This is a genomic window from Pantoea sp. y20 (assembly GCF_054903455.1).
Genome location: NZ_CM142816.1, coordinates 2,858,325 through 2,874,067 on the forward strand (window position 1 = coordinate 2,858,325; position 15,743 = coordinate 2,874,067).

Below are 15,743 nucleotides of genomic sequence, written 5' to 3' on the forward strand. Positions count from 1 at the left end.
AAATGGCTTACACCACATTCTCGCAGAACAAAAATGACCAGCTAAAAGAGCCGATGTTCTTTGGCCAGTCCGTCAACGTTGCCCGTTTCGATCAGCAGAAATATGACATCTTTGAAAAGCTGATTGAGAAGCAGCTCTCCTTCTTCTGGCGTCCGGAAGAAGTGGACGTCTCGCGCGATCGCATCGATTACCAGGCGCTGCCGGAGCATGAAAAGCACATCTTCATCAGCAACCTGAAGTATCAAACGCTGCTGGACTCGATTCAGGGTCGTAGCCCGAACGTGGCGCTGCTGCCGCTGATTTCCATCCCTGAGCTGGAAACCTGGATTGAAACCTGGGCGTTCTCCGAGACCATTCACTCGCGCTCCTACACGCACATCATCCGTAACATCGTTAACGATCCGGCGGTGGTGTTTGACGATATCGTCACCAACGAGCAGATTCTGGCGCGCGCCGAAGATATCTCGAAGTACTACGATGACCTGATCGAGATGACCAGTTACTGGCATCTGCTGGGTGAAGGTACGCATCAGGTCAACGGTAAAACCGTTACCGTTAACCTGCGCGATCTGAAAAAGCAGCTCTATATCTGCCTGATGAGCGTCAACGCGCTGGAAGCGATTCGCTTCTACGTCAGCTTCGCCTGTTCATTTGCTTTCGCCGAGCGCGAGCTGATGGAAGGCAACGCCAAAATCATCAAGCTGATTGCACGCGATGAAGCGCTGCATCTGACCGGCACCCAGCATATGCTGAACCTGCTGCGCACCGGTGAAGACGATCCAGAGATGAAAGCCATCGCCGCGGAGTGTCGTGATGAATGCTTCGATCTGTTCAAGAAGGCAGCCGAGCAGGAAAAAGAGTGGGCAGACTACCTGTTCAGCGGCGGCTCGATGATTGGCCTGAACAAAGACATTCTGTGCCAGTACATCGAGTACATCACCAACATCCGTATGCAGGCGGTGGGTCTTGATCTGCCGTTCCAGACGCGTTCCAACCCCATTCCATGGATCAACTCGTGGCTGGTGTCGGACAACGTACAGGTTGCACCGCAGGAAGTTGAAGTGAGCTCGTATTTGGTCGGTCAGATTGATTCTGAAGTGGGCGAAGACGATTTCGACGGCTTCCAGCTGTAAGCATGAGCCGCTCTGTTGTTATTCTGCGTAGCTCCGGCTCCAGGCTGGAGTGCGCAGAAGATCACCCTAATCTGCTGGCGACGTTGGAAGCCAATAATCTGTGCGTTGAGTTTCAGTGTCGCGAAGGCTACTGCGGCTCTTGCCGCATGCGTTTGCTGAAAGGCGAAGTGGATTATGCCGAAACCCCGTTGGCGTTTGTGCAGCAAGGCGAGATTTTGCCGTGCTGCTGTCGCGCCAAAGGGGAGATTGAGATCGAGCTGTGATTGACCAGGCCGCCATTGATGGCGACCTGGTGACCAATCAGCGTTTCACCGTTTCCAGCACATCAATCCAACCGTGACCGGTGCTGACTTCACTGCCGTGCAGCCAGCGACGCAACATGTTCATCGCCATCATCGCCACCACTTTCTGCCGCGTTTCCACGTTATGACGTCCATGAGTGAACTTTACGCGTTGGCCCCAGCTGGCTTCCGGCGTATGCAGCGCAATCGATACTTCGCCTTCCACTAAATTTCCCACCGACAACGCCAGCGCCGCGCCCTGCTGTTTCGCCCAGTCACGCGTGCGCGCAACCTGCGCTTCCAGATCTTCATGCTGCGGCGGCAGAATCTCTGCTTTGCTGAGCGCCACGTCCGCAGCGGCCAGCTGCCAGTTAAGTAAGCCGGCGGTGAACTGCTCGCTCAGCGCCAAATGGAAGCCACGCTGCTGCAACTCGCGCGCCAGCAGCGCCGGTAAACCTTCGGTGCCTTCAAAAATGGTGCATTCAGCCAGCAACAGTTTTACCTGCTGCCACACTTGCTCCATCGCCACGCGCTGGCTGGCGGGTCCGGTGAGTTTAATTTCAATAATCGGCATCGATGAGCGATAGCCCATCACCACGCCTTCCGGCAGCAGGAGCGGCTCCAACTCGGCGGCAATGTCACTTTCCCCACGCCCAAAGGTGGTGAGGCGCAAACACAATGGTGGCTCAGGCAGTTCAAAGCGTGCTTTGAGGCGCGGAATAATCTCCTGCTCAACCATCACTTTAAATTCCGACGGCACGCCAGGGGTGAAGAAAATCCAGCAGCGATTGAGCTGCAGCGCGAAGCCGCATGCGGTGCCGACCGGATTATCGAGCATCTCAGCAATGGCGGGGATTTCTGCCTGCTTGCGGTTGCTCGGCGCCATCACACGTCCGCGGCTGGCGAACCAGTCTTCCATTTTTTCCAGCCAGGCTTGCTGGATAACTAACTCGCTGCCGCTGGCAATGGCTGCGGCCTGCGCGCTGAGATCGTCACTGGTCGGTCCTAAACCGCCATTCACGATCAGCACGTCAGCAATCTGGCTGCGGCTCTGCAGCGCCTCCACCAGCGAGGTCATTGCATCACCGACGGTACTACGGCTGGTCATCGGCAAACCGTGCTGGAACAGCACATCGGCCAGCCACGCGGCGTTGGTATCGACAATCTGCCCATGTAACACTTCATCGCCCGTTGAGAGCATTTCTACACGTATCACGTTGCGTTCTCCTTTTCCCTGTCGCTTTACTGTAGGAAGCGCGCAGGCGAAACACAATTGCGGATGATGCGAAACAGGGATTTAGCGGGAAAAGCGGCGAGGCAATCAGGAAGCGGGCGCGAAGCGTGTCGCGCCCGTTGGAACTTAACGTCGAGCCAGCAGTAAACCGACAAACAGGCCAGCGGCAGCACCGATGCCAATCCCCTGCCACGGTTTTTCATGCACATAATCATCGGCGCGATAGGCCGCATTCTTGGCACGATAGTAATAGCTGTCTGACGCCTGGCTAACGCGCGATTTCACGTCTTCCAGCGCTTGTTCAGCTTTGAGTTTCAGCTCGATATATTTCTGATCGGCCGGATCGCCTGATGCGCGTAACACTTCTTCCAGCGTTTCCGTTAGCAGCGCCAGGTCGTCGTCAAGGTGCGTTTCAAATTGATCTGAAGATGACACTATGTAGTTCCTCCATGTTCCTTGCTCGTTGTGGTTTAACTATAGTCATAAATTGCAGATTTGCTGGGTGGCGATTGCAAGGTTTTCACCGAGTTTCATCCACCGCAGTGCAAAGTTGTGTCATGTACGCTGCCGCTACGCGAATTCTGCTTCGCTTATTTGATTAATCTGATAAATTTTCCGCAGACTGAATTATTTATTTTCACGACTGTCGTAACCCCCTGTAGTCAGACGCTTCTCGTCTTACGAGAGTCAAAATACACCCGAGCAGCTAAGGATTAGATTTCCGGCATGAATCGTAGAAAATTTATGAAAGCGTCCATGGCCCTCTCCGCTGTTAGCGGCATGACGGGTCTCTCCACGCTGTTTGCACAATCCGCCTGGGCCGATGATGGTATCGCCGACGGTACCGCGGTTCGCTTCGATTTCGACTCACTGAAAAAGAAAGCCTCCGCGCTGGCAAAACAGCCCTGGGGCGGCGCCCCCGGCCCCTTGCCCGACACCCTGGCCAATCTCACTCCGCAGGCCTATAACGAAATTCAGTACGACGCCAATCACTCGCTGTGGAATAACATCCCCGATCGTCAGCTGGACGTGCAATTCTTCCACGTCGGTATGGGCTTCAAGCGCCGCATCCGCATGTTCTCGGTCGATGCCCAGAGCCGTGAAGCGCGTGAGATCCACTTCCGTCCGGAGCTGTTCAATTATCACAACGCCAACGTTGATACCAGGCAGCTGGTCGGTAAAACCGATCTCGGCTTTGCCGGTTTCCGTGCGTTTAAGAAGCCTGAACTGGCGCGCCGCGATATCGTCTCTTTCCTTGGCGCCAGCTATTTCCGTGCGGTTGATGAAACCTTCCAGTACGGCCTCTCCGCGCGCGGCGTGGCGGTCAACACCTTCAGCAACGGCAAAGAAGAGTTCCCGGACTTCACCGCGTTCTGGTTCGAAACACCAAAAGCGGATGACACTACTTTCGTGGTCTACGCCCTGCTGGATGGCGCGAGCGTCACCGGTGCCTACAAGTTCACCATTCACTGCGAGGAGAAACGCGTCGTGATGGAGGTGGAAAACCATCTGTTTGCACGTAACGACATCCGCCAGCTTGGCATTGCGCCAATGACCAGCATGTTCAGTTGTGGCACCAACGAGCGCCGCATGTGCAACACTTACCATCCACAAATCCACGACTCCGATCGTCTGGCGATGTGGACCGGTGAAGGCGAATGGATTGCACGTCCGCTGAACAACCCGCAGCGTTTGCAGTTCAACGCCTATCAGGACGAAAACCCGCGTGGTTTCGGCCTGTTGCAGCTCGATCATGACTTCAAAAATTATCAGGATGTGATTGGCTGGTACGACAAACGTCCAAGCTTGTGGGTGGAACCGATTGGTAAATGGGGCAAAGGCGCCATTAACGTGATGGAGATTCCAACCACTGGTGAAACGCTCGATAATGTGGTGTGCTTCTGGCAGCCTTCAGAACCGGTGAAAGCCGGTAGCGAGTTCAGCTTCCAGTACAAACTCTACTGGAGCCAGTTGCCACCAGTGCGCAGTGGTTTGGCGCGTGTCGATGCCACGCGCACCGGTATCGGCGGCTTCCCGGAAGGTTGGGCGCCAGGCGAACACTTCCCGGATACCTGGTCACGTCGTTTTGCCATTGATTTTGTTGGTGGCGATCTGAAAGCCGCAGCGCCGAAAGGTATTGAGCCGGTGATTACCGTTTCAGAAGGCACATTCAAGCAGGTTGAGATTCTTTACGTCGAGCCACTCAACGGTTACCGCATTCTGTTTGACTGGTATCCAAACAGCGACTCGACCAAACCGGTTGATATGCGCCTGTTCCTGCGTACCAAAGATGAGACGCTGAGTGAAACCTGGCTTTATCAGTACTTCCCGCCGCCGCCAGATCAACGTAAATACGTTGATGACCGGCAGATGACGCCAGGCTGATGATTGACGGCGAGGAGCAATCCTCGCCGTTATGCTTTCTGCATGCCGATGTGGGGAATCTCATCTTCCATATACACTTCGGTCACCGCTTCAAAGCCCAGACGACCGTAGAAACCTTCCAGATGTGCCTGCGCAGAGAGATAAATAGCGCGCTGCGACCAATACTTTTCACAGCTCTCCAGCGCCTTCTCCATCAAGCGATAGCCCAGCTTCAAACCGCGTGCTTCTTCAGAAACAATCACACGACCAATCATTACCGGCGCAGAGTCTAGCGCTGGCGTTAACACGCGCGCATAGGCCAGCAGCTTACCGTCGAGAAATCCGAGAATGTGGCGATTTTCGGCAGCTAGATCCTGGCCATCAATATCCTGATAAGGACAGTTTTGTTCCACGATGAAGACATGATTGCGCAGTGCCAGCAAAGTGTAGAGTTGTTGCGCTGTCAGTTCACTGTGGTGGCAATCAAGCCAAAGCATTTCCATGGTGCTTCCTTGTCTGAGCGAAAAAAGGGATCCGATGAGAATATCACACCGGCTATGCCAAACGCAGTGAACAGCATCGGCAGCTGAAAACCTCGTGGTGACTCTGTGCTCAACCTCTCACTACGCTGTGAACTGCAGGCAAAAAAAATCAGGCCCGCAGGCCTGATTCAGTGATGACGCGTAACTGTCTTACATTAGCGGCTGAGCCATCTGCACCAGTGTAATCAGCGGCTGCGGATAAACACCGAGCAGCAGCACCAGAATCGCAGAGATCAGCACCACAACGCCGCCGGCCGTAAATGCCCAATTGGCTTGCGTATCGCGGTTGTGCAGTTCCGGCGGACTGAGATACAGACTCACCGTCACACGCAGATAGTAATAAAGCCCAATCGCACTACCCGCTACCACCGCACCACTCAACCACCACAGATGTGCGTTCACACTCGAGGCGATAACGTAGAACTTACCGATGAAGCCGAGCGTCATTGGGATACCCGCCAGTGACAACATCATCACCGTCATTACCGCAGACAGAATCGGACGATGCCAGAACAGACCACGATAGGAATAGAGCGTATCGGCATCCGGACCGCGATATGGGCTCGACATCAGGCTCACTACGCCGAACGCGCCAAGGCTGCTGAACAGGTAACCGGCCAGATAAACGCCTGCGGTTTCCAGCGACAGCTGATGGGTTTTCACCGCAATCAGCGCCACCAACAGATAACCAAGGTGCGCGATAGAGGAGTAACCGAGCAGACGCTTGATGTTGCTCTGGGAAATCGCCATCAGGTTGCCGAACAGAATCGACGCAAAGGCAATGATACCCAGCACGGTACGCACCGCTTCACTGTCAGTGACGGGCGCGTACATGAACAGGCGCATAATCACACCAAAGATGGCGATCTTGCTGGCGGTAGCGAGGAAGGTTGAAACCGGCGCTGGCGCCCCCTGATAAACGTCTGGCGTCCACAGGTGGAAAGGAACCAGCGACAGTTTAAAGCCCAGTCCGATAATCATCATGCCCAGACCGAGCAGCAACAGCGGCTCCTGAATCATGCTATCGCTCAGACTTTTACCCAGCTGCACAAAGCTCAGGCTGCCGGAATCAGCATAAATCAGCGCGATACCGAACAGCAGGAACGATGAGGCCGCCGCCGACAGAATGGTGTATTTCAGCGACGCTTCCAGCGAACGTTTCTGGCGGAAAGCATAACCAATCAAACCAAACAGCGGCAGTGACAGCAGTTCGATACCGATGAACAGCGCTGCCAGATGATTGGCGCTCGCCAGCACGATCCCGCCGAGTGCTGCAATCAGCACCAGCAGATAGAACTCATCTTTGTTGTCCGGGAAACCGGCCAGCCACGGATAAGCGAAGGTGCAGGTGGCTAAACTCGCCAGCACCACCAGCGCGGTGTAGAACATCGAATAGCCATCAACGCGCAGCAGCGGCGTGACGTCCATCGCTCCCGCCTGGCCTACAAACCACAGAGAAAACAGCGCAATGTTAAGTCCGATCACCGTCAGCGTGGCATTAACAAAGTGATTGCGTCGCCACGCAATGGACAGCATCACCACCACCACCGTCAATCCGACGATCAACAGCGGCAGTAACGCGATCAGATGTTGAGGAGTTATTGTCATGGCGAATTACGGCCTTGTAGTTGAAATTGAAGCGGTAAACCACTGCTGAATATTGCTCATCGCAGCATGGGATGTGTCGAGGATCGGCTGAGGATAAATCCCCAGCAGCACCAGCAACACCACCAATACGCCGATAGTCATGAACTCACGCGGTGACATGCCTGGCAGCGGATCTTTCGACTTTGCTTCGCCGAAGTAAGCGCGCTGCATCATGATCAGGGAGTAAACCGAAGCAAACACCAGACCAAAGGTTGCAATGACGATAATCACCGGCACCACCTGGAAGCTGCCGGTCAGAATCATAAATTCGCCAACAAAGTTACCGGTGCCCGGCATACCGAGGTTTGCAACCGCGAAGAACAGTGACAGACCCGGAATCCATTTGATACGTGACCACAAGCCGCCCATCTGACGCAGGTCGCGGGTATGCAGACGCTCATACAGCTGACCACACAAGATGAACAGTGCCGCAGCAGAGAGACCGTGCGCAATCATCTGAATCACCGCGCCCTGGAAGGCCAGCTGGCTGCCAGTGTAGATGGCGATGAGCACGAAGCCCATGTGCGAAATAGAGGTGTAAGCGATCAGTCGCTTGATATCAGTTTGTGAGAATGCCATCCACGCACCGTAGAAGATGCCGATGATACCCAGCCACATGGCAATCGGTGCGAACTCTGCTGACGCATTCGGGAACAGCGGCAGGCTAAAGCGCAGCAAACCGTAAGCCGCAGTTTTTAGCAAGATACCTGCGAGGTCAACTGAACCAGCGGTTGGTGCCTGGCTATGCGCATCGGGTAACCAACCGTGTAATGGCACCACCGGCATTTTCACCGCAAAGGCAATAAAGAAGCCAAGCATCAGCAGATATTCAACGGTGTGCGACATCGGAGTTTTCAGCAGCTCTTCGTAGCTGAAAGTCCATACGCCGGTGGCGTTGTAATGGACAAAGACCAGCGCCAGAATCGCCACCAACATGATCAGACCCGATGCCTGGGTGTAGATGAAGAACTTGGTCGCCGCGCTGATACGCGTTTTACCGTCGGATGCTTTATGGCCCCACAGTGCGATGAGGAAATACATCGGCACCAGCATCATTTCCCAGAAGAAGAAGAACAGGAACATATCGATGGAGAGGAACACGCCAATCACACCACCGAGAATCCACATCAGGTTGAGGTGGAAAAAGCCCTGATATTTCTCAATTTCGTTCCAGGAACACAGCACCGCCATCAAACCGAGCAGTCCGGTCAGCACCACCATCAGCAGCGACAGACCATCAATTGCCAGATGGAAGTTGATGCCAAAGCGCGGAATCCACGGTACGGAGAAAGTCGATTGCCATTGCGGAATGCCCGCAGCCTGCGTCAGTGAATAGCCTCCCTGCAACCACAGCTGCAGACCAAGCGCTAGCGTCAGGCCCATGGTGATCATGGCAATCCAGCGCGGAACTTTTGCGCCAAGACGCTCCGCAAGCCAGCAGAGCAAGCCACCGACAAAAGGTATGATAATTAGCCAAGGTAATAACACGGCAAACTTCCCTTTTTATTGCCTTACTTCAGGCAATTTTTGACATTCTAATTGGGCGAGCGAACCCGCCCCGCTCATCAATCTTTAAATCACCAGCAGCAGCGCCAGCACCACAACGGCACCCACACTCATCGAGGCCACGTACCAGCGCAGATAACCGTTTTCGCTCACCACCAAACCTTTATTACCAACACGCGACAGCAGCGCAGGCAGGTTCATCAGTGAGTTAAGCGGATCGCGCTTCAGCAACCAGGCAATGCCGAGATAAGGTTTTACAAACACCTTGTCATACAGCCAGTCGAAGCCCCAGGCCGCGAACCACCAGGTGCCGAAGAAACGACCCGGCGCGCTGTTAGCAATACTGGTCACCAGTTGACGTTTACCCAGCCACAGAGCTGCTGCGATCAGGATACCGACAATGGCCACCACGCCTGAGGTGATTTCCAGCATCACTTTGCCGCCTTCACCAAACTCGTTCTGCGGCAGAACCCCCGCCAGAGGAGGCGTGATCAGCGCACCAATAAAGGTGGAGAGCACCATCAGAACAATCAGCGGCAGGTGATGCGTAATGCCTTTACCGGCGTGGGCATGAATTTTCTCTTCACCGTGGAACACGATAAAGATCATGCGGAAGGTGTAGATCGAAGTGAGGAATGCACCCACCAGACCCGCCACCATCAGATTGATGTGACCATTCGCCATCGCACCAAACAGGATTTCATCTTTACTGTAGAAACCTGCGGTGATCAGCGGCAGCGCAGCCAACGCGGCACCGCCCACCAGGAAGCAGACATACACCAGCGGGATGCTCTTACGCAGGCCGCCCATTTTGAAAATATTCTGCTCGTGATGGCAAGCCAGAATGACCGAGCCTGAAGAGAGGAACAGCAAGGCTTTGAAGAATGCATGCGTCATCAGGTGGAAAATCGCCGCGTCCCATGCCTGCACGCCAAGCGCGAGGAACATGTAGCCGATCTGACTCATGGTGGAGTAAGCCAGCACGCGTTTGATGTCGGTTTGCACCAGCGCAGCAAAACCTGCCAGCACCAGAGTAATCGCACCAATGATACCCACCAGATGCAGCACTTCCGGCGTCAACAGGAACAGGCCGTGAGTACGTGCAATCAGATAAACACCGGCGGTTACCATGGTCGCGGCGTGAATCAGAGCCGAAACCGGGGTTGGACCGGCCATCGCATCCGCCAGCCAGGTTTGTAATGGCAGCTGTGCCGATTTACCGACCGCGCCCCCCAACAGCATCAGGGTTGCCCACTGCAGCATGTGGTTGTCTGCAGCGAAGTGCGCGGGTGCCAGTTCCACCAGTTCGCGGAAGTTCAGCGTGCCCAGTTCGTTGTAGAGGATGAACAAGGCGAAAGCGAGGAACACATCACCGACACGGGTGATGATAAAGGCTTTCATCGCCGCTTTGCCGTTCTCTGGATTGCTGTAATAGAAGCCAATCAGCAGATAGGAGCACAGGCCCACGCCTTCCCAACCGAGATACATCAGCATCAGGTTATCGGCCAGCACCAACACCACCATGCTCGCGATGAACAGGTTGGTGTAAGCGAAGAAGCGCGAATAACCCTCTTCACCACGCATGTACCATGAAGCGAACATGTGGATGAAGAAACCAACGCCGGTGACGACGGACAGCATGGTCAGAGAAAGACCATCCAGCACCAGATTCACTTTAATGTCAAAGTTGCCGACGTGAATCCAGGTCCACAGCGCCTGAGTGAACGGCTGCTGACCCTGATTGAAGAAGTCGAAACCGGCATAAATAGTGGTTAATGCGGCAAGACCAACAGAACCCATACCGATTGCTGCCGACAGGTTCTCCGACCAGCGACCGCGTGAAAACGCCAATAGCAGGAAGCCAATCAGCGGAAATAATACGGTTAAATAGAGAAGATTCATCCGCGCATCTCGCTCACTGTGTCAATGTTCAGCGTCTGACGACGACGATAGAGCTGGAGCAACAGCGCCAGACCAATACTCGCTTCCGCCGCCGCAAGGCTGATCGCCAGGATGTACATCACCTGACCATCAGCTTGTCCCCAATAGCTGCCTGCTACCACCAGCGCTAACGCGGAGGCATTGATCATGATTTCCAGACCAATCAGCATAAACAGGATGTTACGACGCAGCACCACGGAGGTCAGGCCGAGAACAAACAGCACAGCGGCCAGCATCAGGCCGTGTTGTAACGGGATCATGCGTGATCCTCCTTATTTGCTTGCGCATCAGCTTGACGATTGCTCAACACTTCGCCGTGACGCTCTTCACGTCCAATATGGAAGGCCACGACCAGACCCGCGAGCAGTAGCATCGATGCCAATTCAACCGCCAGAACATAGGGACCAAACAAGCTGATACCGACTGCTTTCGCGTCGATGACGGTGCCATCAATGCCCTGATCGGTTGCCGTGCTAATCGCGTAAATCATCACTGCCAGCAGCAGTAAAGAGACGATGCCCGGACCAATCCACAGCGAAGGTTTGAGCCACTCGCGCTCTTGATCCTGCTGCGTTTTGCCGAGGTTCAGCATCATCACCACAAAGACGAACAGCACCATGATGGCACCCGCGTAGACGATGATTTCCAGTGCACCGGCAAAGTAGGCGCCCATTGAGAAGAACACGCCGGCAATCGACAGCAGCGAAACGATCAGGTACAGCAGCGCATGTACCGGATTGGTGTGGGTGATGACGCGCAGCGTCGTCAGCACCGCCACCAGTCCGCAAAGATAAAACGCAAATTCCATACCTGGCTCCTTAAGGTAACAACCCTTTGACGTCGATCGGCTTGGCTTCGTTTTCCGCTTCGCCCTTCTCTTTTCCGTCGATCGCCATACCAGCCATACGATAGAAGTTGTACTCCGGATATTTACCCGGACCGGAAATCAGCAAGTCTTCTTTCTCATACACCAGATCCTGACGCTTAAACTCACCCAGTTCGAAATCGGGTGTCAGCTGAATCGCGGTGGTTGGGCAAGCCTCTTCACACAGGCCGCAGAAGATGCAGCGTGAGAAGTTGATGCGGAAGAACTCAGGATACCAACGTCCATCCTGCGTCTCGGCTTTCTGCAGCGAGATACAGCCGACAGGACAAGCTACCGCGCACAAGTTACAGGCAACGCAACGCTCTGCGCCGTCCGGATCGCGCGTCAGCACAATACGGCCACGGTAACGCGGCGGCAGATAAACCGGTTCTTCCGGATACATTTGGGTTTCGCGCTTGGCGAAGGCATGCATGCCTATCATCCAGATACTGCGCACTGTCGTGCCGAAGCCAACGACAATATCTTTTAAAGTCATCTCAATGTCCCTTACTGCGCGGTGTACAGAATCACTGCGGCGGTCGCCAGCAGGTTCAATAGCGTCAACGGCAGACACACTTTCCAGCCGAACGACAGCACCTGGTCATAGCGTGGACGCGGCAGCGCAGCACGAATCAGGATAAACATCACCATAAAGAACGCTGTTTTCAGAGCGAACCAGATGAATGGCGGCAGGAACGGGCCGTGCCAGCCACCGAAGAACAGCGTCACGATCAGCGCTGAAACGGTGGTTATCGCCACGTATTCACCGACGAAGAACAGGCCGAACTTCATACCGGCGTATTCGATGTGGTAACCGTCCGCCAGTTCCTGCTCCGCTTCTGGTTGGTCAAACGGATGACGGTGACATACCGCTACGCCCGCGATGCAGAAGGTAAGGAAGCCGAAGAACTGAGGAATGATGTTCCACAGATGCGCCTGGCTTTCGACAATGGCATTCATATTGAACGAGCCGGCTTGCGCCACCACGCCCATCAGTGACAGACCAAGGAACACTTCGTAGCTCAGCGTCTGCGCCGATGCACGCATCGCACCCAACAGTGAGTATTTGTTATTACTCGACCAGCCAGCGAACAGCACCGCATACACCGCCAGGCCCGCCATCATCAGGAAGAACAGCAGACCGATGTTCAGATCGGTGACCATCCAGGTCGGCGAAACTGGCACAATGGCGAAAGCCAGCAGCAGCGATACGAAGGCGATAACCGGTGCCAGCGTAAAGATGAAGCGGTCGGTAAACGGCGGAACCCAGTCCTCTTTAAAGAACATTTTGATCATGTCAGCAGCCAGCTGCAGCGAGCCGCCCCAGCCAACACGGTTTGGTCCATAACGGTTCTGCCACAGGCCGAGCAGACGACGCTCGGCGAAACTCATGAAAGCACCGCAACCGACAACCACCAACAAGATGACCAGCGCTTTGCCGATGTTGATCAGGATTTCAATAACGTCCGGTGTCAGCCAACTCATTGCGCGGCCTCCTGCAGTTTGTCAATGTGCGCACCTGAGAGGAACGGCGGCACGCCCGGCATACCAAGCGGTAAACCAACCTGCCCTGCTTGCAGCGACGCAGAGAAACGTACCGGCAAGCGCAGTGTTTCGCCTGCACACACCAGCTCAACGGAAGCACCGCTATTAACGCCCAGTTTCTCAGCATCAGCCGGGTTGATCACCAGCGTGGCCGGGGACATGCGTTTCTGGAAGGTGGTTGAGCGCTGGGTCATCTCCTCGCTACCAAACAGCTGGTAGTAAGGTGCAACGCGCCACTGGCTGCCTTCAACGAAGCTTTCAGGAATCGCGGTAAACCACGGCAATGAACGATCGCTGGCTTCAAACAGACGCACGCCCGGATCGCCATGACGCAGTTTGCCGCCCACTTCAGCCTGGAACTTGTTCCATGCCTGCGGTGAGTTCCAGCCCGGCGCCCAGGCAAATGGAATCTGCGAACGCGGTGCGCTGGGTTGGTTGTTCCCTTCCATCGAGAAGGCAAACATGGTGTCTTTATCTTGCGGCTGACGCGGTTCATGCACGCTGATGTTGGCGCGCATCGCAGTACGGCCACTGTTGCGGTGCGGTGAACGTGCCAGTTTTTGACCACGGATACGGAAGCTCGCGTCTGGCGCGGCATCCTTAATGCCTTTCAGCTGTGGCAGCGCCGCAACGGTGGCATCAATCACGTGATCCAGCTGAGTCCAGTCGATGTGACGGCTCTCAACCGCGCTGTGCAGCGAACGCAACCAGCGCCAGCTCTCCAGCATCACTACGCTGTCATCGTAATAAGCGGGATCGTAAACCTGGAAGAAGCGCTGCGCGCGGCCTTCGTGGTTGATTGAGGTGCCATCGCTCTCCGCAAAGCTGGCGGTTGAAAGTACCAAACCGGCTTTTTCCAGCGTTGCGGTACGCTGATGATCGACCACAATCACGTTAGCGGTAGTATCGAGCGCCGCATCCACGTTGGCTTTCGGTGCATGACGATAGAGATCGTTTTCCAGCACCACCAGCGCATCGGCTTCGCCTTTGCTCAGCTGTTCCAGCGCGCTGTCCAGCGATTGACCGCCCATCAGGCCGAGGCCAAAGCTGTTCGCCGCACCCGCGAGGAAGGTAATACCGACATCGGCACCGCGCGCTTTCAGGGCTTTTGCCACGTTAGCAGCAGCTTCAATCATCGCGATGCTACCGGAATGGGTACCGGAGATAATCAGCGGTTTTTTTGCACCTGCCAGCGCCTGAACCACCACATCAACTTTGCCGTTGAGTTTGCTGTCGAAGCCGCTGACTGCCGGCGCGCTTTCATCCAGTGCATTGGCAATCGCGAAGCCGAGACGAGCTTGATCTTCCACCGGTGCGCGATAGCTCCACGCAGCGATATCATCCAGGCGGGTTTCGTCGACGTTGGTTACGAACAGCGGATGTTTGGCATGCTGACCGATGTTAAGGATTGCCGCGATCTGCCAGTCAGCCACTTTCTGTGCCGCAGCCATCTCACGCGATTTACCTTTTACTGCCTGACGTACAGACAACGCCACGCGTGCGCCAACCTGAGTCAAATCTTCACCCAGCACCAGCACCGCATCGTAGCTCTCAATTTCGCGCAGTGATGGCGTGTAGATGCCGCCGTCCTGCAGGACTTTCAGCATCAGCTCAACGCGAGCTTGCTCACCGGCTGGCATACCGGTTGAGAAGTTTTCTGCGCCAACCAGCTCACGCAACGCGAAGTTGCTTTCAATGCTGGCGCGCGGAGAACCGATACCGATCACTTTTTTCGCCCGACGCAACACATCCGCCGCCGCATTCACCGCTTGTTCAGCATTCAGGCTGACCCAATCGTTGCCGCGTTGCTGTACCGGATGACGTGGGCGATCTTTGCGGTTGACGTAGCCGTAACCGAAACGACCGCGATCGCAGAGGAAATAGTGGTTTACGGTGCCGTTATAGCGGTTTTCGATACGACGCAATTCGCCATAGCGTTCGCCCGGGCTGGTGTTACAACCCACGCTGCACTGCTGACAGATGCTTGGTGCGAACTGCATATCCCATTTACGGTTATAGCGTTCGGAGTGCGTTTTATCGGTGAAAACGCCGGTCGGACAGATTTCCACCAGGTTACCGGAGAATTCGCTTTCCAGCGTGCCATCTTCCGGACGACCAAAGTAGACGTTGTCGTGAGCGCCATAAACGCCAAGATCTTTGCCGTCGGCATAATCTTTGTAGTAACGCACGCAGCGATAGCAGGCGATACAGCGGTTCATTTCATGCGAAATGAACGGGCCGAGGTCCTGGTTCTGGTGAGTACGTTTAGTGAAGCGATAACGACGGAAACTGTGTCCGGTCATTACCGTCATATCCTGCAGATGGCAGTTACCGCCCTCTTCGCACACCGGGCAGTCGTGCGGATGGTTGGTCATCAGCCATTCCACCACGCTTTCACGAAACTCTTTCGCTTCGCCATCGTCGATGGAGATAAAGGTGCCGTCCGACGCTGGTGTCATGCAGGACATGACAAGGCGACCGCGGGTATCTTCGGCATTCTGGAATTGCTTCACCGCGCACTGGCGGCAGGCCCCTACGCTTCCCAGCGCCGGATGCCAGCAAAAATAAGGAATATCAAGGCCCAGAGAGAGACACGCCTGTAGGAGGTTGTCCGCTCCGTTCACATCATATTCTTTACCGTCTACATGGATTGTAGCCATAGTGAACATGCTTCCGTAAGGCTCG

The 15,743-nt window shown here is 55.1% G+C and carries 14 protein-coding genes; 3 read left to right on the top strand and 11 right to left on the bottom strand.

All coding sequences use genetic code 11. The features are described from left to right. The first annotated feature begins 2 nt into the window (after window positions 1–2). Together nrdB and yfaE are read left to right on the top strand one after the other, a co-directional pair. Window positions 3–1,133, top strand: a complete 1,131-nt coding sequence (nrdB, locus tag ACYAC5_RS13295) for a class Ia ribonucleoside-diphosphate reductase subunit beta (RefSeq protein ID WP_192411476.1) — start codon at window positions 3–5, stop codon at window positions 1,131–1,133. 2 nt (window positions 1,134–1,135) lie between these two features. Continuing rightward, the gene (gene yfaE / locus ACYAC5_RS13300; protein WP_061717835.1) at window positions 1,136–1,396 is read left to right on the top strand and encodes a class I ribonucleotide reductase maintenance protein YfaE; all 261 of its coding nucleotides are present in this window, start codon (window positions 1,136–1,138) and stop codon (window positions 1,394–1,396) included. 37 nt (window positions 1,397–1,433) lie between these two features. On the opposite strand, the gene ACYAC5_RS13305 is transcribed toward yfaE, so the two are convergent. Both ACYAC5_RS13305 and elaB read right to left on the bottom strand, forming a co-directional pair. Further along, window positions 1,434–2,630, bottom strand: a complete 1,197-nt coding sequence (locus ACYAC5_RS13305; RefSeq protein ID WP_309833863.1) for a nicotinamide mononucleotide deamidase-related protein YfaY — start codon at window positions 2,628–2,630, stop codon at window positions 1,434–1,436. A 144-nt stretch (window positions 2,631–2,774) separates the two neighbouring features. Continuing rightward, window positions 2,775–3,083, bottom strand: coding sequence for a stress response protein ElaB (gene elaB / locus ACYAC5_RS13310; protein WP_008105125.1), 309 nt, complete (start codon window positions 3,081–3,083; stop codon window positions 2,775–2,777). Window positions 3,084–3,374: 291 nt separating this feature from the next. On the opposite strand from elaB, the gene ACYAC5_RS13315 reads away from it, so the two are divergent. Beyond that, window positions 3,375–5,033 (top strand): glucan biosynthesis protein D, encoded by a 1,659-nt coding sequence (locus ACYAC5_RS13315; protein ID WP_101763662.1) that lies wholly within the window; start codon window positions 3,375–3,377, stop codon window positions 5,031–5,033. Between the two features lie 29 nt (window positions 5,034–5,062). On the opposite strand, the gene ACYAC5_RS13320 is transcribed toward ACYAC5_RS13315, so the two are convergent. The 9 genes from ACYAC5_RS13320 to nuoG form a co-directional block, all read right to left on the bottom strand. Then, window positions 5,063–5,515 carry a GNAT family N-acetyltransferase gene (locus tag ACYAC5_RS13320; RefSeq protein WP_309833849.1) on the bottom strand — a complete coding sequence of 151 codons (453 nt, stop codon included), beginning with the start codon at window positions 5,513–5,515 and terminating at the stop codon, window positions 5,063–5,065. A gap of 189 nt (window positions 5,516–5,704) precedes the next feature. Then, window positions 5,705–7,162: an NADH-quinone oxidoreductase subunit NuoN gene (gene nuoN, locus ACYAC5_RS13325; RefSeq protein WP_008105131.1), complete on the bottom strand. Its 1,458-nt coding sequence runs from the start codon at window positions 7,160–7,162 to the stop codon at window positions 5,705–5,707. Window positions 7,163–7,168: 6 nt separating this feature from the next. After that, on the bottom strand, window positions 7,169–8,689 hold the full coding sequence (gene nuoM / locus ACYAC5_RS13330) for an NADH-quinone oxidoreductase subunit M (protein WP_101763660.1): 1,521 nt from the start codon (window positions 8,687–8,689) through the stop codon (window positions 7,169–7,171). A gap of 84 nt (window positions 8,690–8,773) precedes the next feature. After that, window positions 8,774–10,609 (bottom strand): NADH-quinone oxidoreductase subunit L, encoded by a 1,836-nt coding sequence (gene nuoL, locus ACYAC5_RS13335; RefSeq protein ID WP_137386193.1) that lies wholly within the window; start codon window positions 10,607–10,609, stop codon window positions 8,774–8,776. Then, entirely contained in the window at window positions 10,606–10,908 is a 303-nt protein-coding gene (gene nuoK / locus ACYAC5_RS13340) for an NADH-quinone oxidoreductase subunit NuoK (protein ID WP_007889334.1), read from the bottom strand. The genes nuoL and nuoK overlap by 4 nt, the downstream gene beginning before the upstream one ends. After that, window positions 10,905–11,456 (bottom strand): NADH-quinone oxidoreductase subunit J, encoded by a 552-nt coding sequence (gene nuoJ / locus ACYAC5_RS13345; RefSeq protein ID WP_008105138.1) that lies wholly within the window; start codon window positions 11,454–11,456, stop codon window positions 10,905–10,907. Before nuoJ ends, nuoK begins: the two co-directional genes overlap by 4 nt. 10 nt (window positions 11,457–11,466) lie before the next feature. Continuing rightward, the gene (gene nuoI / locus ACYAC5_RS13350) at window positions 11,467–12,009 is read right to left on the bottom strand and encodes an NADH-quinone oxidoreductase subunit NuoI (RefSeq protein WP_007889332.1); all 543 of its coding nucleotides are present in this window, start codon (window positions 12,007–12,009) and stop codon (window positions 11,467–11,469) included. An 11-nt stretch (window positions 12,010–12,020) separates the two neighbouring features. Next, window positions 12,021–12,998, bottom strand: a complete 978-nt coding sequence (gene nuoH / locus ACYAC5_RS13355; protein WP_008105140.1) for an NADH-quinone oxidoreductase subunit NuoH — start codon at window positions 12,996–12,998, stop codon at window positions 12,021–12,023. After that, the gene (nuoG, locus tag ACYAC5_RS13360; RefSeq protein ID WP_462061904.1) at window positions 12,995–15,718 is read right to left on the bottom strand and encodes an NADH-quinone oxidoreductase subunit NuoG; all 2,724 of its coding nucleotides are present in this window, start codon (window positions 15,716–15,718) and stop codon (window positions 12,995–12,997) included. The genes nuoH and nuoG overlap by 4 nt, the downstream gene beginning before the upstream one ends. Between the last annotated feature and the right edge of the window lie 25 nt (window positions 15,719–15,743).

Excerpts from the sequence above, each read along its gene's own strand:
- nuoH (WP_008105140.1), bottom strand. The coding sequence starts at position 12,998 with ATGAGTTGGCTGACACCGGACGTTATTGAAATCCTGATCAACATCGGC.
- nuoG (WP_462061904.1), bottom strand. The coding sequence starts at position 15,718 with ATGGCTACAATCCATGTAGACGGTAAAGAATATGATGTGAACGGAGCG.
- nuoL (WP_137386193.1), bottom strand. The coding sequence starts at position 10,609 with ATGAATCTTCTCTATTTAACCGTATTATTTCCGCTGATTGGCTTCCTG.
- nuoN (WP_008105131.1), bottom strand. The coding sequence starts at position 7,162 with ATGACAATAACTCCTCAACATCTGATCGCGTTACTGCCGCTGTTGATC.
- nrdB (WP_192411476.1), top strand. The coding sequence starts at position 3 with ATGGCTTACACCACATTCTCGCAGAACAAAAATGACCAGCTAAAAGAG.
- nuoI (WP_007889332.1), bottom strand. The coding sequence starts at position 12,009 with ATGACTTTAAAAGATATTGTCGTTGGCTTCGGCACGACAGTGCGCAGT.
- nuoK (WP_007889334.1), bottom strand. The coding sequence starts at position 10,908 with ATGATCCCGTTACAACACGGCCTGATGCTGGCCGCTGTGCTGTTTGTT.
- yfaE (WP_061717835.1), top strand. The coding sequence starts at position 1,136 with ATGAGCCGCTCTGTTGTTATTCTGCGTAGCTCCGGCTCCAGGCTGGAG.
- nuoJ (WP_008105138.1), bottom strand. The coding sequence starts at position 11,456 with ATGGAATTTGCGTTTTATCTTTGCGGACTGGTGGCGGTGCTGACGACG.
- ACYAC5_RS13315 (WP_101763662.1), top strand. The coding sequence starts at position 3,375 with ATGAATCGTAGAAAATTTATGAAAGCGTCCATGGCCCTCTCCGCTGTT.
- ACYAC5_RS13320 (WP_309833849.1), bottom strand. The coding sequence starts at position 5,515 with ATGGAAATGCTTTGGCTTGATTGCCACCACAGTGAACTGACAGCGCAA.